General features: G+C 46.4%; 19 protein-coding genes. 9 read left to right on the top strand and 10 right to left on the bottom strand.

The genetic code is table 11. The features are described 5' to 3' along the window. Positions 1–76: 76 nt before the first annotated feature. A complete protein-coding gene (gene nagK / locus VP504_RS02465; RefSeq protein WP_325892787.1) occupies positions 77–988 on the top strand; it encodes an N-acetylglucosamine kinase in 912 nt (303 codons plus the stop codon). Positions 989–1,132: 144 nt separating this feature from the next. Then, positions 1,133–2,455: a GGDEF domain-containing protein gene (locus tag VP504_RS02460; protein ID WP_325892786.1), complete on the top strand. Its 1,323-nt coding sequence runs from the start codon at positions 1,133–1,135 to the stop codon at positions 2,453–2,455. A gap of 77 nt (positions 2,456–2,532) precedes the next feature. On the opposite strand, the gene VP504_RS02455 is transcribed toward VP504_RS02460, so the two are convergent. The 4 genes from VP504_RS02455 to VP504_RS02440 form a co-directional block, all read right to left on the bottom strand. Further along, positions 2,533–3,615 carry a ketoacyl-ACP synthase III gene (locus VP504_RS02455; RefSeq protein ID WP_325892784.1) on the bottom strand — a complete coding sequence of 361 codons (1,083 nt, stop codon included), beginning with the start codon at positions 3,613–3,615 and terminating at the stop codon, positions 2,533–2,535. Positions 3,616–3,764: 149 nt separating this feature from the next. Beyond that, a complete protein-coding gene (locus VP504_RS02450; protein ID WP_325892783.1) occupies positions 3,765–5,135 on the bottom strand; it encodes an SLC13 family permease in 1,371 nt (456 codons plus the stop codon). A 244-nt stretch (positions 5,136–5,379) separates the two neighbouring features. Beyond that, positions 5,380–6,039 (bottom strand): SanA/YdcF family protein, encoded by a 660-nt coding sequence (locus tag VP504_RS02445; protein WP_325892781.1) that lies wholly within the window; start codon positions 6,037–6,039, stop codon positions 5,380–5,382. A gap of 111 nt (positions 6,040–6,150) precedes the next feature. Continuing rightward, positions 6,151–7,842, bottom strand: a complete 1,692-nt coding sequence (locus VP504_RS02440; protein WP_325892780.1) for an NAD-dependent malic enzyme — start codon at positions 7,840–7,842, stop codon at positions 6,151–6,153. Between the two features lie 217 nt (positions 7,843–8,059). On the opposite strand from VP504_RS02440, the gene VP504_RS02435 reads away from it, so the two are divergent. After that, the gene (locus VP504_RS02435) at positions 8,060–10,411 is read left to right on the top strand and encodes a helicase-related protein (RefSeq protein ID WP_325892779.1); all 2,352 of its coding nucleotides are present in this window, start codon (positions 8,060–8,062) and stop codon (positions 10,409–10,411) included. 66 nt (positions 10,412–10,477) lie between these two features. Here the strand turns inward: VP504_RS02435 and VP504_RS02430 are convergent, their stop codons facing one another. From VP504_RS02430 to VP504_RS02420, 3 genes are all read right to left on the bottom strand, one after another. Beyond that, the gene (locus tag VP504_RS02430) at positions 10,478–11,011 is read right to left on the bottom strand and encodes a dihydrofolate reductase family protein (protein WP_325892778.1); all 534 of its coding nucleotides are present in this window, start codon (positions 11,009–11,011) and stop codon (positions 10,478–10,480) included. Between the two features lie 68 nt (positions 11,012–11,079). After that, on the bottom strand, positions 11,080–11,562 hold the full coding sequence (locus VP504_RS02425; protein WP_062713744.1) for a YajQ family cyclic di-GMP-binding protein: 483 nt from the start codon (positions 11,560–11,562) through the stop codon (positions 11,080–11,082). Between the two features lie 49 nt (positions 11,563–11,611). Continuing rightward, positions 11,612–12,676, bottom strand: coding sequence for a 3-deoxy-7-phosphoheptulonate synthase (locus VP504_RS02420; RefSeq protein ID WP_325892777.1), 1,065 nt, complete (start codon positions 12,674–12,676; stop codon positions 11,612–11,614). A gap of 327 nt (positions 12,677–13,003) precedes the next feature. Here VP504_RS02420 and VP504_RS02415 point away from each other — a divergent pair, with 327 nt between their 5' ends. Together VP504_RS02415 and VP504_RS02410 are read left to right on the top strand one after the other, a co-directional pair. Beyond that, entirely contained in the window at positions 13,004–13,807 is an 804-nt protein-coding gene (locus VP504_RS02415) for a putative PEP-binding protein (protein ID WP_325892776.1), read from the top strand. 184 nt (positions 13,808–13,991) lie between these two features. Beyond that, positions 13,992–14,828, top strand: coding sequence for a CvfB family protein (locus VP504_RS02410; RefSeq protein WP_325893966.1), 837 nt, complete (start codon positions 13,992–13,994; stop codon positions 14,826–14,828). 238 nt (positions 14,829–15,066) lie between these two features. Here VP504_RS02410 and rsmF read toward each other — a convergent pair whose 3' ends face one another. The 3 genes from rsmF to VP504_RS02395 all read right to left on the bottom strand — a co-directional run bounded on the left by rsmF (position 15,067) and on the right by VP504_RS02395 (position 20,492). Next, a complete protein-coding gene (gene rsmF, locus VP504_RS02405) occupies positions 15,067–16,497 on the bottom strand; it encodes a 16S rRNA (cytosine(1407)-C(5))-methyltransferase RsmF (protein ID WP_325892775.1) in 1,431 nt (476 codons plus the stop codon). A 169-nt stretch (positions 16,498–16,666) separates the two neighbouring features. After that, on the bottom strand, positions 16,667–19,291 hold the full coding sequence (locus tag VP504_RS02400) for a PqiB family protein (RefSeq protein ID WP_325892774.1): 2,625 nt from the start codon (positions 19,289–19,291) through the stop codon (positions 16,667–16,669). Then, positions 19,278–20,492, bottom strand: a complete 1,215-nt coding sequence (locus VP504_RS02395; RefSeq protein ID WP_325892773.1) for a paraquat-inducible protein A — start codon at positions 20,490–20,492, stop codon at positions 19,278–19,280. The genes VP504_RS02400 and VP504_RS02395 overlap by 14 nt, the downstream gene beginning before the upstream one ends. A gap of 609 nt (positions 20,493–21,101) precedes the next feature. On the opposite strand from VP504_RS02395, the gene VP504_RS02390 reads away from it, so the two are divergent. The 4 genes from VP504_RS02390 (at position 21,102) to VP504_RS02375 (ending at position 25,551) form a co-directional block, all read left to right on the top strand. Then, on the top strand, positions 21,102–21,560 hold the full coding sequence (locus VP504_RS02390) for a GAF domain-containing protein (RefSeq protein WP_325892772.1): 459 nt from the start codon (positions 21,102–21,104) through the stop codon (positions 21,558–21,560). Between the two features lie 115 nt (positions 21,561–21,675). Beyond that, complete coding sequence (gene proQ, locus VP504_RS02385; protein ID WP_325892771.1) at positions 21,676–22,332, top strand: RNA chaperone ProQ; 657 nt, start codon at positions 21,676–21,678, stop codon at positions 22,330–22,332. Between the two features lie 17 nt (positions 22,333–22,349). Next, positions 22,350–24,353: a carboxy terminal-processing peptidase gene (gene prc / locus VP504_RS02380; protein ID WP_325892770.1), complete on the top strand. Its 2,004-nt coding sequence runs from the start codon at positions 22,350–22,352 to the stop codon at positions 24,351–24,353. A gap of 532 nt (positions 24,354–24,885) precedes the next feature. After that, positions 24,886–25,551 (top strand): lipocalin family protein, encoded by a 666-nt coding sequence (locus VP504_RS02375; protein WP_325892769.1) that lies wholly within the window; start codon positions 24,886–24,888, stop codon positions 25,549–25,551. Positions 25,552–25,585: the final 34 nt, after the last annotated feature.

Raw genomic sequence — 25,585 nt, 5'->3', positions numbered from 1 at the left:
TCACATTCATACCTCTCTGAAACAGGGATAATTTAGGCAACTCAGCGAATTGAAAATTGGAACAATGGAGTAAAGGATGTATTACGGCTTTGACGTAGGCGGCACAAAGATTGAGTTTGGTGCGTTTGACAGCGATTTAAAACGCCAGGCAACAGAACGTGTTCCTACACCAGGCGACAACTACGAGCAGTTAATTGAAACACTCGCTGCGCTGGTGGCTAAGTACGATCACAAATTTGATTGTGAAGGAACAGTTGGTATCGGTATTCCGGGCATTGAGAAAGTGGAAGATGGCTCTGTGCTCACGGTTAACGTTCCAGCAGCCAAGGGACGAACTTTGCGTGCTGATTTGGAAGCAAAAATTGGCCGGGCAGTAGCGCTTAACAACGATGCTAATTGCTTCGCCTTATCAGAAGCATGGGATGAAGAGCTACAAGGCGAGAAAGTTGTTCTTGGCTTGATCTTGGGAACAGGTTTTGGCGGTGGTTTGATTGTTGACGGTAAAGTCGTGTCGGGCAAAAACAACGTTGCCGGCGAACTCGGCCATATGCGCATGCCAATTGATGCGTGGCTGCACCTTGGCGAAAATGCCCCTATTTTTGATTGTGGCTGCGAGAAGAAGGGCTGCATCGATAACTACCTCTCTGGCCGTGGTTTTGAAATGTTGTATAAGCATTTCTATAGCGAAGAAAAAAAAGCGATCGACATCATCAATGCATTCAAGTTCGGTGAAGAGAAAGCGTGTGAGTTCGTTGAAAAGTACATGGAAATGCTCGCTATGGTATTCGCTGGCCTCTTCACTGGTATCGACCCAGATGTTGTTGTGCTAGGAGGCGGTCTGTCTAACTTTGAATATATTTATGAGGAAATGCCTAAGCGTGTGCCTAAATACCTGCTCTCAATTGCAAACACGCCTAAAATTATAAAAGCGAAACATGGTGACTCAGGCGGTGTGCGAGGTGCCGCTTTCCTGAATATTCAGCGCTGACGGCAATAGACTCGCCGACAGGGTATTTGTAGTCTGAGAAATTCAGGGCACCGCCTTTGCGGTGCCCTTTGTCTAAAAGATGCCATTGAATGATAAGAAGGTGGCAATATAAAACCAATTTAGTCATAAGAGTCAGATAGACCATTGTTAAGTTACAAATTTTCGCGAACATTAATCGCTGTATTCGTTTTGCTCTTCTTTTCAGTAGCCACTGTTGTTTGGTTTTATATCGGTGGTGCGCAATCCAGCTATGTTATATCTCCCGAGGAATTCCAGTTTCGCTATGTTGACGACACGCCTATGGGAGGAGATACCCAAGGTCGTGTTTATACCTCTGAGATTGGAGACGTTGTATTGGAGTGTGTGCTTGGCTCTGCCTACAGATGGTCATTTTGTGAAGTCGCCATCAGCTTAAGCCCAAGTGTTACCCGCGGGATCGATTTGGGAAACTATCACTCCATGATTATTGAATCGGGTTATAAAGCGCCTGCACCTGATGAGAGGCTGAGAGTTTATCTGCGTAATTTCAATGAGGCGTATTCAACAAAGGAAGACCCGGTTTCCATGAAGTTTAATGGTATCGAATACAATCCAACGGAAGAGGTATCTGAGATAGTTTTGCCGCTTAACTCTTTTCAGGTACTTTCATGGTGGATTTCAGATCTTGATGTTCCTCTTGAACATGCAGGCCCTGACATGAGCAATATCTCTTTGATTGAAATCGCGACGGGTAGCGCGCCGATATTAGGAAAGCATGAACTCATTATCAAGAGTGTACGCTTTGAAGGCATGATGGTAACTGAAGCGGGTCTTTTCCGATCTTTAACCTTCATTTGGCTCTTTACAGCTACAATTCTGCTTGCCGTGAAGTATGTTCAGAGCCGTCGTGTTTATGATCTGGAAAGACGTCGAGCGAACAGATTAAAAGCCATTAATACCGCGTTGAAACAACAAAGTGAGACGCTGTCAATTATGGCAACAACAGATGCTCTGACAGGGCTTCGAAACCGTATGGATATCTATCGTGAACTGGAAAAAGCCTTGGCTTCCACTAACGGTCAAGACTGTACGGCGCTCTGCTTGGATATTGATCACTTTAAGAAAATCAATGACACCTATGGTCATGATATGGGGGACCGTCTGTTAAAATCCACTGCGGAAGTACTTCGTGAATCGGTTTCTTCAAGTGACGTGATTGTGCGCTGGGGCGGTGAAGAGTTTGTGATCTTCTGTCCAAACCGTAACTTGGCGCAAGCATCGTTTTTGGCAGAGAAAATCCGTTTCGCATTTGAAACGATGGATTGGCCACACCAGGCAGATTTAACATGCAGTGTTGGGGTTTCGTCGATGCGTGAGGGGAGTATTGCTGCAATGATCGCGGATGCTGATGATGCTCTTTATCGAGCGAAGCAGAGTGGTCGAAATCGTGTAGAGGTGTTTGCTGAGTCGTTCATCGCAGCGGTGTAAGTTTGCTTATTACGTGAGAAGAGAAGCCGCTTTTAAGCGGCTTCTCTTTGCCTGTTCATTATCTTCCAGAAAGAAACTTATTTTTCAGCGTTCGCTTTACACAATGCGATAGCTTCTTCCAAGAGTCCTAATGCGTTGCTTTGCGGGTGCGGAAGTACTGCTTCAGATTTGCAGATAGGCGTTACACGGTCACCCCAACGGAGAACACCAGCTCCCCAAGTGAGGCCTGCGCCGAATGCTGCCATCAATAGGGTATTGTTTGGCTGAACACGGCCTTCTTCAACTGCTTCACATAGCGCGATAGGAATGGTGGCTGCAGATGTATTGCCGTACTTGTGAATATTGATAAATGCTTTCTCAAGTGGAATTTTCGCGTGATCACATAGCGCTTCAATGATGCGTTTATTCGCTTGATGAGGAATCACAACATTGATGTCTTCCGGTGTCATGCTGGAACGTGAGAGTACAGTGCCTGCAGCCAATCCCATTCCTTTCACCGCGCGTTTAAAGATCTCACGGCCGACGAAGTTGAAATCAAAGTAACCGTTATCTTGCTCGAAGCGAGACATCGCGGTACCAAACTCTGGAATTGCCAGTACATCACGGCCTTCAGAATCGCAACCCAGTTGTGCATCCAGCAGGCCCACTTCTTTATCTGTCTTGCTGAGAACCACGGCACCTGCGCCGTCACCGAATAATACTGCCGTATCGCGTTTGCTCCAGTCCAGATACCAAGTGAGACGTTCTGCACCAATTACCAGTGCATGCTGATAATTGCCGGACTGAATCATGCGGGTTGCAGTTTCCAGTGAGTACAGGAAGCCAGTACACGCCGCATTAAGGTCAAAAGCAGCCGCTTTCTTAGCCCCCAGTTCAAGCTGAACTTTAGAAGCGATGTTTGGAATCAAGGTGTCAGGAGAGCATGTAGCAACGATGATGAGATCAAGGTCTTTGCCTTCAATACCGGCAGCCGCCAGCGAATGTTTGCCCGCAACAGCAGCCATGTCAGAAGTATTCATATGGCTGATTCGACGGCTGCTAATGCCGGTTCTGCTTGAAATCCACTCGTCTGATGTTTCGATGAAGGTGCTGAGGTCGTTGTTAGTAAGTTCTGCCTGAGGTAAACATTTACCCCAGCCAGTAATTTCTGCAAATGGCATGAGTATCTCTTTTGTCTTAATAATATAAGCAGTTTACTCCCGATATTGGAGTGAAACAAACAGTGGATTCTGAGAAGTGATTTGAAACAAAAAAGTGGCCCGAAGGCCACCAAAAGGGAGGTGAAACTTTGTGATCTCGCTGATTTGGTTTACCAGAATATCCATGCGAACAAAGCCAGAACAATGATAGCAACCACATTCAGGTAGCTACCTGCACGCATCATTTCAGATTGTTTGATGTGGCCAGAGCCAAACACAATAGCATTAGGCGGTGTGGCTACCGGCAGCATAAATGCGCAAGAAGCAGCAACCGCAATCAGGGCGGAGAGAATCACGGGCGATACACCAAGCGCTTCTGCAACGGTTGCGAAAACAGGAACCAATAGCGCTGCACTTGCGGTGTTACTCGCGAATTCTGTCAAGAAGACAACGAAAGCAACTACTGTTAACAGGGTGAAGAATACGCCAGCACTTGATAGGAAGCTGCTCAGGGATTCTGCGAGGAATACGCTGGTACCCGTCGCTTTCAGTACATTGCTCAGTGTCAAACCACCACCAAACAGCAACAAAATACCCCAGTCAGTTGTCTTCTCGATGTCCTTCCATTTGACAACACGGCTCGCGCTCAATAGAACGATCGCAGTCAATGCAACCAAAGAGTCGAACTTGTTTAGGCCGCCCAACATTTGGTTAATTGGTTTGCTAAAGATCCAACAAAGTGCAATGAAGGAAAAGATAGCCAAGGTCAGGCGGCGGGCATTGGTCCATTCGATGGGTTTATGGTCGAGTTCAAACGTATGGTTCAAGTTTGGTTTGGTCAAGAAATACAGCACTGAGATGGTTAGAGGAAGCAGGGTCAAAGTGATCGGCAAACCAAGTTTCATCCAGTCTGCAAAGTTTAGATTCACCTCAGCGGCAGCGATGGCGTTTGGTGGGCTACCCACGATAGTTGCAATGCCGCCGATACTCGCACAGTAAGCAATCCCCAGAAGAACGAACACATAGGTGCCACGATCAGATTTCGCATTAACTTTGCTCAGGACACCTAACACTAGCGGTAGCATCATGGCTGTTGTTGCGGTGTTAGAAATCCACATAGAAAGACCAGCAGTGACGCCAAACAACATTATAACCGCGACGCTCATTCGACCTTTAGCCAGCAACAGCACTTTGTCAGCAATGGCCTGATCTAGCTTTTGAACATGGAGCGCTGCGGCAAGTGCAAAACCACCAAGGAAAAGGAAAATAATGGGGTTGGCAAAGTTTGCCAGCGCCGCAGGTGTCTTGAACACTCCCAATCCAACGGCCATGAGTGGTACCAGTAATGCGGTGATACTGACATGAAGTGCTTCAGTGAGCCAAAGTACTGCAATAAATGCCAGCATAGATAGGCCGATCACGACGTTTTCTTCAAAAGGTAAAACATTCATCAGAATGACAAAGAGAGAAATATCTGCGATGAGAATCATGCTGTTTCTGTTGAACAGCCAATCTTTGAAAGCAAGGGTTAATGCTGTCATTGGGCTTCCTTATTATTTAAGTAGGGCAACATTCTTGTTTTAGTGGAGGCGTCTAAATCAACGCTTCTGTTATGAGCCATCGGCTATTTATGGGGGGCATTATTACGGAAAGGTTGAATAGATAAGAGAGGCGAAAGCCACAGGGTTAACAGAATGTTGTGCGGATATTTAAAACTGGGATCTGGTGATTTTGGAATGGGTGGAAACCGACCCATTCGTTTAAGGAAGGAGTTACATGGGGTGTCTAATTGTCAGAAAGTTTTTCGGTTGAAATGCTTTCTTTAGGGCCAAGGAACTTAGGTTGTTCGTTCAAGACATATATATCTAACACGGCTTTTACACGGGCGAGAGTCTCTCTTGCACGAATTTTCATACCAGCCGTTCCACCTGGGCTTGGTACTGCAAGGCATATAGCGTCGATATCGTAGTAATCCGCAATGAACAGCGCTCGCTCACAGTGGAATGCCTGAGTGACTAAAGTAAATTCATCCGCATCAAACACTTTCTTGGCGCGAATGATGGAGTCAAGAGTCCGGAATCCAGCATAGTCGAGGAAGATGCGATCATCTGGGATCCCAGCTTTCAGCATGTCTCGCTTCATCGTCCATGGCTCGTTATAAGAACGGTGAGCGTTGTCGCCACTGAGGAGCATCACGTCAACTTTGTTGTTGAGATAAAGTTGCTGTGCCGCTTCGATACGGTAGGTGTAATAGGGATTGAGTGTTCTGCCAATATATTTGCTGGTTCCCAATACCAAGCCAATATGGCGGCTTGGCGTATTGTTCACTGTGTTGTATATGCGATCTTTCGCTTGAAACGTCACCCAAAAGTCCATCGCTGCAATGGCAACAAGTGAGGAGACAATAACAGTCATGATTACAAAAAACGCTTTACGGAATGACATCACAGTAAGGGGAAAATAAATATCAGCGGAAGAAACAGCAGGTTAAACCAAATTGAGGGAAATAACAAAAACAACCTCCGCAAAAGCGGAGGTTGTTTCAGGGGATGAGATTTAGAATGAGGTACGTTTGTACTGACGATACTTAGGTTGCCAGAAAATGGCATCAATGCGTTCTTGCAACGCATCTTCTGCCAGCTCCAGTGCTACGCCTTGTTCGATCGCTTTTTTCGCTACTGCCAGTGCAATATGACGCGACACTGAATGGATCTCTTCCAATGCAGGCAACAGAGGGCCACGACCAAATTTCGCCAATGGTGAGCATTCAGCCAACGCTCGGCTTGATTCCATCAACATTTCATCAGTCACGCGTTTTGCTTCAACAGCAAGTACACCTAGACCAATGCCTGGGAAAATATAGCTGTTGTTACATTGCGCGATAGTAAAGGTTTTACCACCATCCAAAACGACTGGCTCAAATGGACTACCCGTTGCGACCAGTGCTTCACCATTGGTCCACCGAAGGATATCAAACGGTGTCGCTTCTACGCGGCTGGTAGGGTTTGACAGTGGAAAGACGATTGGGCGCTCGCAATTCACGTGCATTGCCTTAATCACCTCTTCACTAAATAGGCCCGGTGCACCGGAAACACCAATGAGAACCGTTGGTTTGGCATTCTTAACGACATCTAACAGTGAAACGTTGTTGTCCTGCAGTTCCCAGTCTTTAATGGCGCGGGATTTCTGAACCAGTTTCTGTTGGAAGTCGAGCAGGTTTGGCATGGAATCAAGCAGCAAACCCCAACGGTCAACCATGAAGACACGCTGGCGTGCTTCTTTGTCAGTGATACCTTCTGAGACCATCTGAGCGATGATGGCTTCTGCAATACCGCAACCTGCGGAACCGGCACCGAGGAAGGTAATACGCTGTTCAGCGAGCGTGGTGCCAGCCGCTTTACATGCAGCAATCAGCGAGCCTACGGTGACAGCTGCGGTACCTTGGATATCATCGTTGAAGCAACAAACGCGGTCTTTGTAACGCTCAAGAATTGGCATTGCATTCTTCTGCGCAAAATCCTCAAACTGGATCAGAGCATCAGGCCAACGATGCTGAACAGCTTGGATAAACTCTTCGATGAAATCATCATAGTCTTGGCCAGTGACGCGGGTATGCCGCCAGCCCATGTACATTGGGTCAGAAAGTCGTTGTGGGTTATTGGTGCCCACATCCAGGACGATTGGCAAGGTATAAGCCGGACTGATACCACCACACGCGGTGTAAAGTGCCAGTTTGCCGATTGGAATGCCCATACCGCCGATGCCTTGGTCGCCCAGACCAAGAATTCGCTCACCGTCGGTAACAACAATCACTTTTACGTTCTGACGGGACGCATTGTTAAGCATGTCATCGATGCGGTAGCGATTTGGGTAAGAGATAAACAACCCTCTGCCACGACGATAGATTTCAGAGAAGTTTTCACATGCTGCACCAACTGTAGGGGTGTAGATGATTGGCATCATCTCAGAAATATGATTGTTAACCAGTCGGTAGAAAAGGGTTTCGTTAGTATCTTGGATATTGCGTAGATAGATATGCTTGTCCATATCGTTTTCAAAACGTAGATACTGTTTATAAGCGCGCTCTGCCTGTTCTTCGATAGATTCAATGGCTTCTGGCAATAGGCCTTCTAGGTTAAAGAACATACGTTCTTCGACAGAAAATGCGCTGCCTTTGTTAAGAAGAGGCGTTTCTAGCAATGCTGGACCCGCATATGGGATGTAGAGAGGACGTTTTTGATTATGCATGGAGAGGCAACTCTGCTCTTTCAGAATGTAATTAATACTAAAGTATAAGACGTGGAAGTGTATTGTCGTTAACCTTTGGTATTCAAGTGCTTTTTGTTTTAAACGAGCGACTAAGCAGGAAAAGGTGAGGTGGTGAGAGCGTAAGGGGTGGAAAACGACACATAGACACAAACCCTAGGGTACAATCTCAACAAACCAGAAACGTATTTAAAAAGTCATGACCGACGGAAATAATCTGACACTTCCTATCGATAGTATTCGACAAGACGTTGAACAAATCCTTTACAAATTCAACTTAATCGTTCAGGCGGATACTGGAACGGGTAAATCAACCCGTCTACCCGTATGGGCGACTAAACTCGGTCGGGTATTGGTGATTGAACCACGGCGCGTAGCCTGCACTACTTTGGCCGGATTCGTCGCCGACACAATGAACAGCGACCTGGGAGAGCGGGCTGGCTATGCCATCAAATTTGATTACCGCTTCAAGGAAAACTCAGAGGTGGTATTTGCGACACCAGGTGTTGTGTTGCGTTGGTTCAGCGAAGACAAGCTGAAAGGCTTTGATGTGGTGATGATTGACGAGTTCCATGAACGCCGGGTAGAGACCGATTTACTTGCAGCCTTATTGATAAATCACGATCAGCATCGCCTGATAGTGACGTCGGCCACGTTGGACAACCAAAGATTGGAAGCTTATTTCAATGCCAAAGCGATTGTAGCTGACGCAAAGAGTTACGGTGTCACTATATGTCATCACGCACTCGACTCCCAGCATATGCCGTCAGGAAAGTCGATTGAGGAACGTGTAAAACCAGTTGTGGAGCATGCTTTGGAGCGTGGGGGAGATGTGTTGGTTTTCCTTCCCGGTAAGAAGGAAATTGGCCAGTGCCAATCAATGCTCAGGGTGCTTGATGTAGATGTCATTCCGCTTCACGCTTCAGTGTCTGAGTGTGACAGGTACCGTGCTTTGCATCAGTCAGAAAACCAACGTGTAGTGCTGGCAACAAATGTGGCAGAAACTTCACTGACGATTCCAGGCATTGTTACTGTTATCGACTCAGGCATGGAGCGCCGTACACACCAGAGAAATGGCAGAACAGCGCTTGCTCTCCATGCAATATCAAAGGCCAGCGCCAAACAGCGTGCCGGGCGGGCTGGTCGAATTTCTGCGGGATTTTGTGAGAGGCTTTTTGGAGAGCATGCACCTCTGGAAACTTTTACGCCACCAGAGCTTGAGCGGGAAGATCTCACTGAGACCATGTTAGCAGCAGCTTGTTGTGGTTCTGCTCTAGAGGATCTGACATTTCTATCGAACTTACCTGATAAATCACTGAACATTGCGAAGACTAGATTAATGGAAATGGGGGCCCTTACTCCAGGCGGTGCAGTCACTGAGCATGGAAAGCGCATATATCCTTTGCCGATTGATAGTATTTTCGCGCACCTCATTTCGGGAATGGATACGAAATCAAACACCGAAGCCATGGTAGATCTTGCAGCAATACTTCAAACGCCAATGACGGTATGGAAGCGCAAAGGCGGTGAGCTTGCCTTGGACGATTACCGGAGGTGGAACACCTTTTCCTGTGACGTTGTCACATCTATTGCAGTGCTTCGTGGTGAGCAACCCATTGAAACTATTGATGTTGATGAGTCAGCACTTGAGGAAGCGAGGAAATTGTCTGCATCTATTCGGGAAGTGTTGGAACTACCTGAATGGGAGGTTGCCAGCCGATTTTCCCGCGAAGCATTCCTGAAAAACGTCCTGTCAGTGGCTCCTGAGCTTGCTTATGTACGCCGCGAAAAACGCCAACAAGCTTTCGGTAATGGCTTTAACGAAGTCACTTTGAGTCGCGACAGTGATTTTCCTGAAGAGCCACAGGCGGCGATTGTTTTCGACCAATTTCACCTGGCAGGCCGAGGTGTGAAGCAAACCACCTCATACGCCACATGTATGGCTCCTGTTTCCTTTAGTTGGCTTGTTGATGCTGGGTTAGGAGAAGAGTCGTTTTCCGAGTTTGATGAACATGACGGCGTAGTGGTCGACGTCATTGAACGAATCTATGCAGGACGGGTAATTGGTGAATACAGAAAAGTAGCGGAAGGAGAGAGTCTTATCCGGGCGCTGGCCACGCAAATCATTGATGGTGAGCTTTTTGAAGGTACTGGCACTCGCCTAGTGAAAGAAGTGAAGTATTGGAATCTGTATCAGTCATTGACAGATGCAACAAACAACGCTGACGTTGATATATTGTCCTGGCTTGAACAAGCCCTGCAGGATTTAGGGGTCGAAGCCGCGGAAGATCTAGAACTGATTGAAGGTGATGATTTAGTCTTTGACGGCATTCCTTCATGGGAATTCGATGATTTCGCCGAAAAATATCCCTTGGAATTAACCCTCGCTGAATTGAAGTTGGATGTTGAATACCAAAGAGGAAAGCGGACAGTGGTGGTGCATCACGCTGGCGGCAATAGAAAAGATGGCCCCAAACGATGGGAACTGCCTTCATGGAGCGGATGGAAAGTTCAATACCGAAAAGCTAGCCGCGTGATTGATGTGAGATAAACTGTTTGTTGTGCAGAAAGGCCAGCTATTAGTGCCGACCTTTCTTTTCAGCCAGTTAGGTGAAGTCTACCTCACACGCTTGAAGTGAGATTTCACCATTGCATTGATCAGCACTTCACTTTTCACCAGTTCGAACTGTTGGCGATACTCTAAATCGCCAAACAGCTTGGCTCCGCCGCCCAGCAATACCGGGATTTGGGTGATGATTAACTCATCAATCAAATCTTCAGACAGAAAGCTTTGTACTGTCTTTCCACCACCGATATAAAGATTCTTGAAACCTTGCTCATTGAGGTGTTTACGGATCTCTGACAGTGCTCCTGAAACCAAAGAAGCTTTGTCTTTATGGGAGTCAGGGATTTCTTTCATAGTATTGCTAAGCACAAACACGGGTTTGGTATATGGCCAATCACAGTCAAATCCCAGTACTGTTTCAAAGGTGGTTCTGCCCATCACCAACCCATCAATGCCAGACATAAATTCGGACCAGCCAAAATCCGACTGTTCCGGGTTGGGAATTCTATGCAGCCAATCTAAGTTGCCATCCTTATCCGCAATGTAACCATTTAAACTGGTGGCGATATATACGATATTTGACATGAGGTCTCCAGAGAAATAAAAAGCCATTTGCCGGGAAGCAAATGGCTTTTGATGTTCAATAGGTGGAATTAGTCGCGGAAGTTATCGAACTGGAAAGGCTGACCCAAGTCAGCTTCACGCACGACTTGCATTGCTGCCTGAAGATCATCGCGCTTCTTACCGGTGACACGAAGTTTTTCACCTTGTATCTGGGCCTGAACTTTGATTTTGGCTTCTTTGATCAGTTTGACAATTTTCTTTGCAACATCTGCCTCGATGCCGTTTTTGAAATGCACGTCACTGAAGAAAGTCTTGCCGGAGTGGACCATGTCTTTTGGTTCCATGGCTCGAGCATCCACACCACGTTTAGCGAGGTTGCCGCGCAGGATATCCATCATCTGATTGACCTGAAAATCTGACTCAGCAGCAACTTTCACGACTTCTTTATTGAGTTCGAAGCTGGCTTCAACGTTGCGGAAGTCAAAACGGGTAGACAGTTCACGCTTCGCGTTGTCTACGGCGTTTTTCAGCTCTACGGTATCGATTTCTGAAACGATATCAAAAGAAGGCATAGTAATTTCCTGATATTTAACTGAAGTTCGAGCTTATCACATTCCCAACTCAGAGTGCGCTGTTACGTTTTGCTACGGCGTCAGAGAGCATCTGGAGCATTTTAGCAGTGTCGTCCCAGCCCAAACATGGGTCGGTGATCGATTGGCCATACGTGAGGCCACAAATATTGTCTTTGTCTACAGCCTGATTACCTTCTTCGATGAAGCTTTCGGCCATGATGCCAGCAATGAAAGTATCGCCTTCAACCAGTTGATTACAAACGTCCGAAGCCACATCAAGCTGACGGCGATGTTGCTTCTCGCAGTTTGCATGGCTGAAATCTACCACCAGGCGAGGCGTCAGGTTAAATGCTGAAAGGTTCGCAGCAGCGCTTTCAACGTCAGCTTTGTAATAGTTAGGCTGGTGTCCGCCACGCAAAATGACGTGACCATAAGGGTTTCCGCTGGTGCGATAGATTGTCATCACCCCATTTTTGTCAGGCGAGCAGAACAGATGTGAAGTCTGGCTTGAGCGAATTGCGTCAATAGCGATTTTTATGTTGCCGTCTGTACCATTTTTAAAACCTACCGGACAAGAAAGCGCAGAGGCCATTTCACGATGGATTTGCGATTCGGTGGTACGCGCACCAATGGCGCCCCAAGTGACCAGATCGGCGATGTACTGACCGGTGATCATATCAAGGAATTCGGTCGCAGTTGGCATACCCAGTTTATTGACATCAAGGAGGAATTTCCGAGCTTTGAACAGACCTGCTCGGAGGTTGCAGCTGCCATCAAGATCTGGATCATTGATCATGCCTTTCCAGCCAACAACAGTGCGCGGTTTTTCAAAGTAGGTACGCATAACAACATGAAGCGTATCTTTGTGCTGGTCTGATAGAACTTTCAAGCGTTTCGCATAATCTAGACCAGCATCTGGGTCGTGGATAGAACACGGACCAACGACAACGAGTAATCGGTTATCGCGACCGGTGAGAATGTCTTCCGCTTGTTTGCGGGCATCTGCGATGTCTTGGGCAACACTGTCTGTAAGTGGAGATTCTGCTTCCAGTTCTGCAGGGGTTGGCAGAGTGTCAACAGGTTGCGTTCTTAGTTCGTCAGTTTTAATCGGCATGGACTCTGCCTTCCTTACTTCGGTGTCGTTGCGAAGGCAGTAAGATAGCAAAAAATTAGTGCTAGAAAAGCCATGATGTGATCTTTCATCGATTTATTCTGTCTATTGCCTTTGTTTTAACCGGAAAGATTCTTAAACAGCCGAGTTTTGTGTGGTCTTTATAAATAGAAAATTCATTTTGGATTTCTCTTGTAACGAGATGCCTCAGTGGGTATGTTTTCAACTAGATGGACGAAAATCAGTCGCTGCAAAGAATAAACGTCGATTATCCATCCTTTTCTTGCCGCAACAGGCACTTAAGTTTCTACAAGGCAGTATTGGTGCGCTATGTCTCAAATGGATTTAACCTATTCTCATGTTCTTAAAAACCCCTCTCAACTGGAAGAGCAAAACACGTCGATTGGACTAGTCTCTCTTGGTGATTTATATCTCAATGCAGTCGGGACGCATCCGTCAGCATTAGATGACAGTAATGCAACCAAAGACATATTGGCGTCGTTGCTCGAAAGAGCATGTAAAGCTAATAGTGATCGACCATTTCGCGTCATGTTAAATGATCAAAGTGCGCTTGCATTAAAACAATTGAAAGGAGCCGACTCCGAACCAGAGGAGGCAAATCCAGCAATGGGCTTACGCGGAGTCTCTCGTTATGCGAGCGAAGCGGGCAAGCCGGGTTTCGTGTTTGAGTGTGAAGTATTGAAAAAAGCCATTCAGGAGAAGCAACTTCCGTTAGAGATTGTTGTGCCGTTTGTGCGTACTTCCAGCGAAGCCGCAACCATGATTGATTTGCTGGCAGAGCAGGGGCTTTGTCGTGGCGCTAATGGCCTAAAGGTACTTCTGGCCTGTCAGCTGCCAGCGAACGCTGTACTGGCTGAATCTCTGTTAGCTTACTTCGATGGTATCATCATTGATGTTGATAATCTGGCGGCGTTTACGCTGGCAGTCGATTTTGGTGATGAAGCCTTACCTTATGCATTTAACAAGCATAACGAAGCGGTTAAGAGCTTGATAAGAGACACCATTCGTAAAACGCAATTGGCAGATAAGCCTGTTCAGGTACTAGCTCAAGAATCAGATAAAGCGATTATCGAGTTGGCAGAAGGTGCGAATGTAGAGTTGGTGTATCAATAATTCATAGCTCCAGCTTAGTGAATTTGAACGCCATGCAATGTCGTGGCGTTTTTCGTTTGGGCATCGGATATAGCTCTCGCCCAATAAAGAACCAATCAGGCTTTTGTGATCAAATTACTGCAACCATCATGGCGTAAATCTCGTATACTGCGCATCAGTTAGAAAACCAATGAGCAACGCATCAATGATTAAAATCGGTCAGTTGAACCATCTTACCGTGGTGAAAGAAGTCGAGTTCGGCGTATTTGTCGACGGCGGAGATGAATACGGCAATATCCTGCTGCCAAAACGTTATGTCCCAAAAGGTACTCGAATTGGCGATGAGATCGAAGTGTTTATCTATTTTGATTCGGAAGACGATGTCATTGCAACGACTGAGACACCGCTTGCTCAAGTCGGTCAGTTCGCCAAGCTGAAATGTATCAACACTTCAGCTGTTGGTGCTTTCCTTAACTGGGGACTGCCAAAAGATCTGCTGGTTCCATTCAGTGAACAGCGTATTAAGATGCAAGAAGGCAGGGATTATCTGGTTTTCCTTTACGTAGATAATGCATCTGGTCGTATTGTTGGTTCTACCAAATTCAATAAGTTCTTAGATAAAACGCCCGCGCGTTATAAAAAGGGCGATCAGGTACACGTGACTGTGGCCGAGGAAACTGAGTTGGGTTACAAATGTGCTGTGAACGATGCACATTGGGGATTACTGTTCAAATCGGAAGTGTTTGGCAAGCTCTTCATCGGTAAAAACCTAAAAGCGTACATAAAGCAGATCAGGGAAGATGGCAAAATTGATCTCTCGCTGCAGAAACTGGGTAAAGGCAAGGTGGATGACCTATCAGAGAAAATCATTCGGACGCTCGATCGCAAAGGCGGATTCCTACCTGTGAATGATAAGAGCAGCCCTGATCAGATTTTCGAACTGTTCCGAACCAGCAAGGCGACGTTTAAGAAAACCATCGGCGGACTCTACAAAGAACGTAGAATCCGAATCGAAAAAGATGGTATTTACCTCATCAAGTAAATGAATTGTTTGGTGGCTTGGTCGCATTCGTAAAGGTCGTGAAAGCGGGCTTTTTTGTGACTGATCTTTGTTGAAGGTTGTCAAACAAAAAGAGCCCGGAACGATTCCTGTTCCGGGCTTAGGGGAATGGCTCGTAAGAGCCTTGCGCTAACTGGTTTAAATGGAGATTTGTAACACTTCCAAATTTAGCTCGCGCATGGCTCTTTCGGCGTTTCATGGTTGAGAATTTAGGGATCGTCTATTCAATAAATAAATTGACGTCTCTAACTAACTCTCTTGGCAGGCCATTTTTAATTCGGTTGCTGACCCATTTTCCGATGCCAATGGGCTGATGACGGTAACAAACGATAACTTCACCCACCCCGGTAAGATCTTGTGGTCGAATATCTCGACCCATATACCATTCTTTAGCGTCTTCTACTGATAGCTCCAAACACTTTGGCTCGTTGCCTTTTGCTAGCGCCATGATGGCTTCGTGTTGCCAGCGGTAAGCTTTCTTGTGCGATTCAGCGAGCTTCAGACCAATGCGGTCAAATTTGATCTCAGGAAGAATGTCTTCAACCTGTTCTGGGAAGATCCAGACTTCTTTATCACGAAGCCAAACATTAGAAGAATCGGGAACAGATAGTCCTAGTGTCTCATCCAGTGATTTTATGACATCGTCTGTCTCTTTAGGTTTGGCTTTTTGGAATGGAAATTTACGAGGGCGTTTTTTCACCATCTCCGAACCAACACTGTCGGTTTTTTTCAGGCGGGCGACGAAGAAGCCTTCACTATCAAAAATCTGCGGGAAGACATGGAGAAAACCTTCCTCCGTACAAGCAGCATCAGCACCTTCAAACAGATCATTGAGAGGTTGGAACTCAACGGCATTGGCAAAGGTGTCTTTGATGAAATGGCAAATGTGCTGGTTTTCATCATGGTTGAGCGTGCACGTCGAATAAACCATGGTGCCACCCGGCTTCAGAGCGTGAAAGGCACTGACTACCAAATCGCGCTGGGTATTTGCGATGTCCTGAACGGATTCCAGACTCCAATTGCTGAATGCGTCTGCGTCTTTACGAATAGTGCCTTCTCCAGAACATGGAGCATCCAGCAAAATTGCATCAAAGGTTTCTGGCAACCAGTCACCAAATACGCGGCCATCGTAGTTTGTTAGAGCGTAGTTTAGGACACCACAACGAAGCAGGTTGGCGTGTAAAACCTTAACACGGCTTGCTGAGTATTCATTGGCAACCAAAAGGCCTTTATTGTTGAGCGCAGCGGCAATCTGAGTGGTTTTGGAACCCGGCGCTGCTGCCATATCCAATATACGATTTAACTCAATGTCATTTTCAAGCAGTGCTGTAACGGGGAGCATTGAGCTCGCTTCCTGAATATAGAACAGACCTGCCATATGCTCTGCAGTGTTACCCAGTGGAACCTTGATTTCGTCGTAATCATCCAGCCAAAAACCGGTATCACACCATGGCACAGGCGAAAGTTTCCAACCTTTTTCTTTGGCGCGCCCCAGAAAGTCATCGACAGAGATTTTCAACGTATTCACGCGAAGGCTTCTGCGCAAAGGACGTTTACAAGACTCGATGAAATCAGCTATAGAAAGGTGAGAAGGCAGAATCTGTTCGATTTGGTTTAAGAACGATTCTGGGATCTTGATATTTGGATGCACCTGAAAGGTCTCTTGCTGGAGGTTACTGAACTGCGAAGTTTAAAAGGATTGCAGTCCAGAAACCAGTAGGAATAGTAGTTTTACCCAAACAAGCACCTTCAGTTTGTTTGGGTATAGAGGAATAAAAAAGCGCGGGATAGAGCCCGCGCTGTTCATCATTGGCTTGGAATTAGAAATAGGGAATAGCCGTTCGCCACGAAGTCCAATTATCTTCCGGTGCTTTATGTAAAAGGAAGTGTTGGTCTGAGCGCGCAGGTTTAGCCAGTTTATCTCCAGGTGGTGTTGCGAACGCGATGCCGCCTTTTAGAATACTCTCCAACGTGCCGCTTCGAATATTAGCCCCAGTGATGCCGATAGAAACATCCACACCTGATTGGTTCCAGAACACCGTGTTATTGCGCACAAGATGTTTGTAGTCATCACTGATCTTCACTTCAATGAGAACACGGTCAGCAAAGCGGCCCAATCGTACGCTTGTGACAGCGCCGACTTCGAAGTCACGAAAAAGGATTGGGGTTCCGACACTCACAGACCCTCGGTTTTCACTTTCCAGAATCAGTGACAGACCGCCGGAGTATTCCGCAGATTTGTGTAACTGAAAACTGTCACGCTTAGCACCTTTACCTGGTACCACTGAGATATGAGACCCAAACAGAGAATCGAGATTTTCTGTTTTGGTTAGGCTCAGTGAGGGTTGTGCAACCCAGAAGTAGCTGGTGGCACGTGCTAGTTGCCCTGAAAACTCAGGGTAAACCATGGCTTTAATGGTGACACCTTCGGTTTGAAAAGCGGGAGCGAGCGATGTAACTTCGCCGACATCTACGCCTTGAAACTTAATTTTGCTACCAGTGGAAAGCCCGCTTGCATCTTCAGCCGAAAAGGTAAGCTTCAGGCCGTAGTTTTGGGCGTCCGTCAGGCTGTCATAGAGCTTCCAGTCTTTTCCGCTACGGTTTTCAATGCCGTCAATATCGCCAAAAGAAATACCGCCAGAGACAATAGATTTCAAGGATCCTGTGTCAATTTTTACACCACCCAGTCCCGCTTCAATATCCACACCTGAGTGATTCCAAAACACAGTACTATTCGTTACCAGATGTCGATAACGGTTTTCAATTTGAACAGTCACTTCAATGCGCGACTTAGTCAGTTCAAAGCGTTCAACCTTACCGACAGTGAAATTCTTGTACATCACTGGGCTACCCTCTGATACAGAAGGGAGCTTGTCAGCAATAAGCGTGAAGCGGTGGAAGCCTTTTTTCGCACTCAGGGCATTGCGGGCCTGAATATCTGATTTGAACAGGGTATATTCAGTACGCGGCTTCGCTTTGCCTGCACTGGTAAAACTAATGGCGGGCTCTACCATTTGTGCCACCGTAGGAACACTGAACTCTATGCCTTCAGAGTTAATTTGGCCTGTCACGCCTCCAAGAATAAAGAACTTAGAACTGCTTTTCACCAAATGTTTGTAGTCTGGGTACACCACCAGTTCAAGCTTTACTTCCTGTTCGCTCAGTTTTGTGCCTTTTACAAAACCTACTTGAACACCACGGTATAGGACTTTAGTGCCTTCTTTTAACCCCCAACTGGTTTCAGATGTCACCGTTACAATCAGTGAGCGCGGGTCTTCAACAACCAAATCGCTTTGCGTTTTCGCGGAGAACACATTGGCATCATCGCCTTGACCTGGTTTGATGGATAGCGTGTTACCAGTGATAAGGTTAGAGAGTCGTTTAATTCCCGCAAGACTGATTTCAGGTTTCTCAATGATGAACTCGCTATCAGATTTCAGCAGCCATGTCATCGAGGGGTTAATATTGGCTGTGGCCTCAGTGCCACTGAAGTCTTTGTTGAATTTTATACCGTTCAGGCGTCCTACCTCTAACCCTTGGAAGAGAATCGGGGCTTCTGGGTTGGTGATGCCGTGGTTGTCAGGAAGTTGGACTGTAATGGCAATACCGCGATCGGTTTCATTGATAGAGCTGTGAAGTTCGAACACTTCCAGTGGTTCGGCAGGTGGGCTGTCTTGTGGGGAGTCGAAGGCAATACCGCCAGCAATGACAGACGCCAGATTCTCAATATTCACCTCAACGCCACCAATGCCGATGTCTGCCTCAACACCACTCACGTTCCAGAACTTGGTGTTTTTGGTCACTAGTTTGGCATATTCATTTTTGATATTTAGTGACACCGTCACGCCTTGTTTGTCGGTCCTTAAACGATAGTCAATAATTTCGCCTACATGGATTTTCTTGTAGTAAACACCTGATCCGACACTCAATGACCCCAGATCAGGCGCTCGAAGTTGAATACGCAAACCTGCATCACCAAACGCGTTTACCGGGGGTTCGTCTGCAGCGACAAACGTTGTACGCTCGTCACCTGAACCTGGCTGAACGGCGATGTAGTTTCCTTTTACCAGCGCGTCTAAACCACTAATACCTGTGATTGAAGCTCGAGGACGAACGACCCAGAACACTGTATTCTGACGAAGGATCTTTTTCGCTTCCGGATAAATTTCGGCTTGAGCAGAAATGCTTTTCAGGTCATCTGACAGCGTGACTTTTCGGATAATACCGACTTCAAGACCTTGATAACGGATGGTTGTTCTTCCGGCCTCAATACCTTGAGCATCGGTAAAGAAAATCTCGATACGTTCACCGGCCTCATTGACGGATTTAAATAGCATCCAGCCAGCGAGAGCAAAGGCTAATAGCGTGAATATCCATAGCGGCGAGATACTTGCGTCTTTCTTAATCACAGGCTCATTGACCTGAGAGTCTTCAACGTTGCTCATACTTGTCCCAAATAAGTCGAGAATCCAGACTTTCTGCGGCGATCATAGTGAGAACCACAACGAGCCCAAAGGCGATGGCACCAGGTCCTGGTGTGAAATCGAGAAGGTTCCCGCGATCAATAAGGGAAACCATGATGGCAATGACGCAAAGATCCATCATTGACCACTTACCAATCCATTTAACAAACCGATAGAGTTTCATGCGAAGTTTTCTTCCAGATTCCACTCTGAAGTGAATACATAGAAGGATGTACGCCAGGCAAATGATTTTTGCCACAGGCACAATAATGCTGGCGGTGAAGATAATGATCGCGATGCCATACATTCCTTGTTTAATAAGAGATGCGACGCCCGAGAAAATCGTATCTTCAAGCCTTTTTCCGTTCGTAAGCAAAATAGAAATGGGGTAGAAGTTGGCTGGGAAGATAAATACGACAGCGGCCAACAGGCACGCCCAAGTCTTTTGAATACTTTGAAAGACGCGATGCTCCATCTTCCTGCCGCATCGGCAGCAGTGCTGATGACTTTGATGCTGTGTTAAACCACAAAGCTTACAAGAGGTGAGTTCTATTTCCTTACCAGATACGCCTTCTGGCGGCTTACGCCCGTCGTCATTCTCGCCGAAGGCGTCCCAGTAGCGCTTTGGTGATACCCGTGATAACAAAACAGCGGTAAGTATCTGAAGTAGAACAAAACTCAATAGGCCTGCATCCACATTCACTTCTGCAAAATCGCGAACTTTGAAGCAACCTACTGCGAGGCTGACAAGAAACACATCAACCATGACCCAATGCCGGATGTACTTAATAATCCTGGTGCTGTAATACAGCGCTTTGGCGTTGCGGATATAAAGCGCGAAATTTGAAGTAAGAATTGTGAGTAAGTAAAGAAGCGGAGCAATCGCAACGCAGAATATGACTAAACTGCCAACAAAGGGGAACGTATCGAGAAGGATTAAGCTGCCGCTGGTAACTGTGGTCGAAAACGGGACGCCGAAGAGTTTGATCGTTACCAACGGGTAGAGTTGGGCGGGAATAAAAAGTGTCAGAGCAGCAATAGCAATAGCCAACTCTCCAGATAGACTGATTGAGGAGTTTTTAATCACCCGGGTGCCACAATGCGGACATCGTGCACTGAAACCTCTAGCAACGGGTATTTCATTTAGCAGCAGATCGCATGACGCACATCTCAGTACATGCATGGCGTATCTTTCCCCTTCAATAGAATTACTGGTATGTACCCAAACGACCTGGATATGCTCGTATTCAGAGGTCATCAACGCGTTAAATTCGAGGCAAATTTCACGAGGAATAGTCGCTTATTTCCGTAGAATTTAACGAAGAAGTGGGCGCATTGAGGGCCTCCCTTCGGGCGGGTTGACTGACACCGTGCTCTTTCGTGCTCTTTCGTGCTCTTTGTTGTTCCTTTTTGATGCAGATGATTACACCCGCAAAAGAACGCCGCGATCACAACGCCAGTCAATCTAACTGAATCCTGCATCTTCAGGTTGTTTGGGTATATACCCAATCCCTGGGAGCTAACTGTGATGACTGACTATGGCAGGCTAGCATCACTTCTCGTACCGGTTCATTCTGCAACCGTTTGAGTACCGAATACAATGTGCATCTTAATCAATCTATTACACCCAAACAACAGGAAATAAAACCGCTCGGCAGGGAGATGGAACTCAAAACGCACCAAACGATTATCTGCATTTGCCGATAAAAGTGTCATATGGATATGACACGATTGAATCGCTGACAGTTTCAACATATCGTAGGCTATTCAACATTAAGGAATTAGTCTAGATATGGAAAACAAAGCGGATTTGTACTCGCTTCTCTCTCACCAGGCTATCGCTCTAATAGAAGATGAGCCAAATCTCATCGCCAATTTGTCAAATGTTAGCGCGCTGTTGTTTCAGGAATTGGACGACATTAATTGGGCAGGCTTCTATCTTGATGATGGTAAAGAACTGGTGTTGGGTCCTTTTCAGGGTAGACCGGCTTGCGTGAGAATTCCTTATGGCCGTGGTGTCTGCGGAAGTGCGTTTTCCAAAGATGCCGTTGAACGGGTAGAAAACGTTCATGAGTTCGAAGGGCACATAGCCTGTGACGCTGCCAGCAATTCTGAAATTGTTCTGCCTCTATATAAAGGCAGTAAATTGATAGGTGTGTTGGATATAGATTCACCAAAAAAAGCAAGATTTGATCAAGAGGATGAAACCGGACTCACTTTATTGGTCAATGAATTGCAAAAACACCTCTAAATTTAAGCTTCTCTGTGGTTTTTCAATCACAGGTCTCTATAATACGCAGCACTTAATTTGTTAACTCGTACACACTCTCTATTGCCCTTGCGTGTGCAAAGAGACAGGAAGAAAAATGGAAAACACTGAAAAACTGGCCAACAGCAAACAAGTCATTGCCTATATCGCTGAACGTTTCCCGCAATGCTTTACCCTTGAAGGTGAAGCTCGTCCTCTGAAAATCGGCATTTTCCAAGACTTGGCAGAGCGTCTTGCTGATGACCCGAAAGTAAGTAAGACTCAACTCCGTGCCGCATTGCGTCAATATACCTCTTCCTGGCGTTACCTCTATGGTGCGAAGGCTGGTGCTGTCCGCGTTGACCTTGATGGCAACGATTGTGGAGAGCTAGAGCAAGAGCACATCGACCATGCTCAGACTGCGCTGGCCGAGAGCAAAGCGCGTGCTGCTGAGCGTCGTAAAGAGCAAGCTGCGAAAAATGGCGATAAAAAATCTGATGCGAAAGCAAAAAGAACGCCAAAATCAAATAAATCAACAGCTAACCCATCAAAACCTCGACCAGCCAAGTCAAAAAATACTAAGCTAGATAAGAAGCCTGCAGAGCCGCGCCGCGAACTCAAGGCTGAAGACATTGTCGTAGGTAAAGACGTCAACGTTAATATGGGCAACGGCAACATGCCTGCCACCATCGTAGAACTCAACAAGGACGAGGTTCGCGTTCGTTTAAGCAATGGCCTGACCATGCTGGTAAAAGCGGAGCACCTCAGTTCGTAAAGGAGAACTTTCGACGCATGATCTGTCGATTCCGCCTTTCCGCGATTGCTGCCGGCTTTTTGCTGGCGGCATCCGCCCAAGCCCTAGAGGCTAATTACGATGCTGCTGACCTTCCTACTTTGGTATCTGAACCTCAGCACGAAACCGCCAGCAAACGCATCACTCGCCGCTTTGAAAAGTCTCACTACAAGCAATTCAAGCTTGATGACGAATTCTCTGCCAATGTCTTTGACCGCTATCTGGAAACACTGGATTTCAATCGGCTGTTTCTGACTCAAGAGGAAGTTGATGCGCTATCAAAATGGCGACTGACATTGGACGATCAGCTTCGCTCCGGTGATACATCAGCAGCCTACGATATATTCAATACTTCGCTGCGTAGCCGCTACAACCGCTACCACTACGCTCTTGAGCTGCTTGATAAGGAAATCACCTTTGATGCTGATGAGGAAATGGTGATTGACCGTAGTGAACAGCCTTGGGCGAAAAATGAGACGGAGCTCAATGAGCTCTGGCGTCAGCGTGTAAAAAATGATGCGTTGAACCTGAAACTAGCGGGTAAGACTTGGCCAGAGATTCAGGAAACGCTTTCCAAACGTTACAACAATGCGCTTAAACGACTGACTCAAACCAAAAGTGAAGATGTCTTTCAGATTTACCTGAATGCATTTGCACGCGAAGTTGACCCTCACACCAGTTATCTTTCACCACGCAATGCTGAACAATTCCAGTCAGAGATGAATCTGTCTCTAGAAGGTATTGGAGCGGTGCTTCAAGTGGAAGATGATTTTACTGTGATTCGCTCTTTGGTCGCTGGCGGTCCTGCTTCAAAATCGAAAAAGCTTTCTCCTGGGGATCGCATTATCGGTGTTGGGCAGGATAAGGAGAAGGTTATTGATGTCATCGGTTGGCGCTTGGATGACGTTGTTCAGCTTATTAAGGGTCCTAAAGGTAGCAAAGTCTTACTGGAAATTCTGCCTGATAGCATCAATGCTAAGAGTTACACTGTCACACTTGTGCGGGATAAAATCCGCCTCGAAGATCGTGCAGTGAAGTCTGAAGTGATTGAACAGAACAACAAAAAAGTGGGCGTTATCTCAGTGCCTAGCTTCTATGTTGGACTGGCAGAAGACACTAAGAAAGAAATTGCCAAGCTCAAAGCTGATAAAGTCACTGGCCTTATTATCGATCTTCGGAATAACGGTGGCGGTGCACTGAGCGAAGCTTCTGCACTAACCGGTCTGTTCATTGAGAACGGTCCAGTCGTTCAAGTACGTGACAGCTACGGTCGAGTGAAAGTAAACAGCGATAGCGATAACACCATCTACTACGATGGTCCGTTAACTGTGCTGATAAACCGTTACTCGGCATCGGCGTCTGAAATCTTCGCGGCGGCGCTGCAAGACTATGGTCGAGCAGTGATTCTGGGTGAGCAATCTTTTGGTAAAGGCACGGTTCAACAGCATCGTTCATTGAATCATATCTATGATTTGTTCGATAAACCGCTTGGCCATGTGCAATACACGATTCAAAAGTTCTACCGTATTGACGGTGGTAGTACTCAGCACTTGGGTGTTGTTCCAGACATTCCTTTCCCAACAGCGGTTGATCCGTCTGAAACGGGAGAGAGTGTTGAAGATAACGCGCTCCCTTGGGATAGCATTAATCCTGCAGCGTACCAGTCGACAGATGCCATTAGTCGGTTGGTCAAGGTGTTGGATAGAGCACACCAACTACGTATTCAACAGGACGCGGAGTTTGGTTTTATCATGAACGATATTGCCGAATACAAAGCCGATAAAGATAACAATGTTATCTCTCTGAATGAAAAGTCGCGTATTGCTGAACAGGAAGAAGCAGATAAGAAACGTCTTGCCCGTTTGAATGATCGCCAGAAAATGATTGGTGAAAAAACATTCAATACTCTGGATGATGTGCCTAACGATTATGAAGAACCAGATGCGTATCTTGATGAAGCTGCGGCCATAACTCTTGATTTGGCTAAAAAGCTGAATAGTTAATTGCTAGGGTCTGTTGACCTTTGGTGATGATTTCTGCAGCAGTTTGTGGGGATTTTATGCAAGACAGAGGCTTCGATGTGTAGCTAGCCTACATGAGAAGCTGATAACGCAGCAGAAATTCCCCACAAACGCTGCCCGAAGTGTTCGACTGCGCGTCCCGTACTCTAAGCGTTTTATGCTTTGTTGAGGTGTATTTGCTTAGAATGACTAGGCGGCACACACCTCGCCGCGCCTAAAACGCTTATAGCTAGAACAAAATTTAACCACCAAAGATTAACAGTCCCTACACTCAACAAAAAATAAAAAGCGGGCATATTTTGCTCGCTTTTTCCTGCCATTTTTACCGAACGACCATCTAGTTAGGTGGTTAGGTTACCTATAACCACCACGTTTGTGTTTTCTTCTATTTGATCAGATGAACGCTGATTGAGTCAATTTCAATACCTTATGAACTAAAAGGCATCACATTCCTCATCGCATATCGTGATATGCGTCTAAAATTAAATGGTCAGCCATTAAATAGGGGAAGCCTATGAAGAAGTGGATATGCCTGTTTACCGTGTTCTTCTCCTTGTCTATGCCTGCAAAGGCATCGGATCTCACCCAATTCGATTTCCCTCTGCTTCTCGGCGACTGGTACTGGTTTAGTCCGGATCAGCAAGAAGTTGAAAGTGTCGATAACCAATACAAAGCTATTAACATCTCTTTTAATTCAGATTACCGTTTCAATGTAAAACTCCTGAAGCGTGATGGCACTGTTGAAGAGGCGAATGGTTTTTATGATCTGGACGAATCAACACTGGTGTTAAATGACGATCAAGGTGAAGCACAACACCACGAATATAAATTGAATCACAACCAACTCATGTTGCGTGGCGCGAGATTTACCAAAATCTTGCCAAACAACCTCTCCGGCGCCTGGTACAGCGATGTGATTCAGGGACATGATGTTGACGATGAGGTGGCAGAACTTGCGCTAATGCTACGTCCGGACTTTCTGTTCTCAGTTAGGGTGTCCGGAACTGAAGGACAGTCAGTGACCCACCGTGGTGTGTACTTTTTAGAAGATAACCACCTAGTCCTTATTTACCGCGGTGGTCAGCAAGACTCGCAGTTTGAGTTAGATGCCGACACCTTGACACTAACCAATAATCAATTCGGAATGGAAGCAGTGCTGAAGCGCGAGCAAACGCCTTGATATTTATGAGTTAGATAAAAACAAAAGGGCGCTC

The sequence above is a fragment of the Grimontia sp. NTOU-MAR1 genome, assembly GCF_035758505.1.
GTDB lineage: Bacteria > Pseudomonadota > Gammaproteobacteria > Enterobacterales > Vibrionaceae > Enterovibrio > Enterovibrio marinus.
Note: the sequence above shows the minus strand (reverse complement) of the source record. Positions and strands in the feature narration are given on the sequence as shown.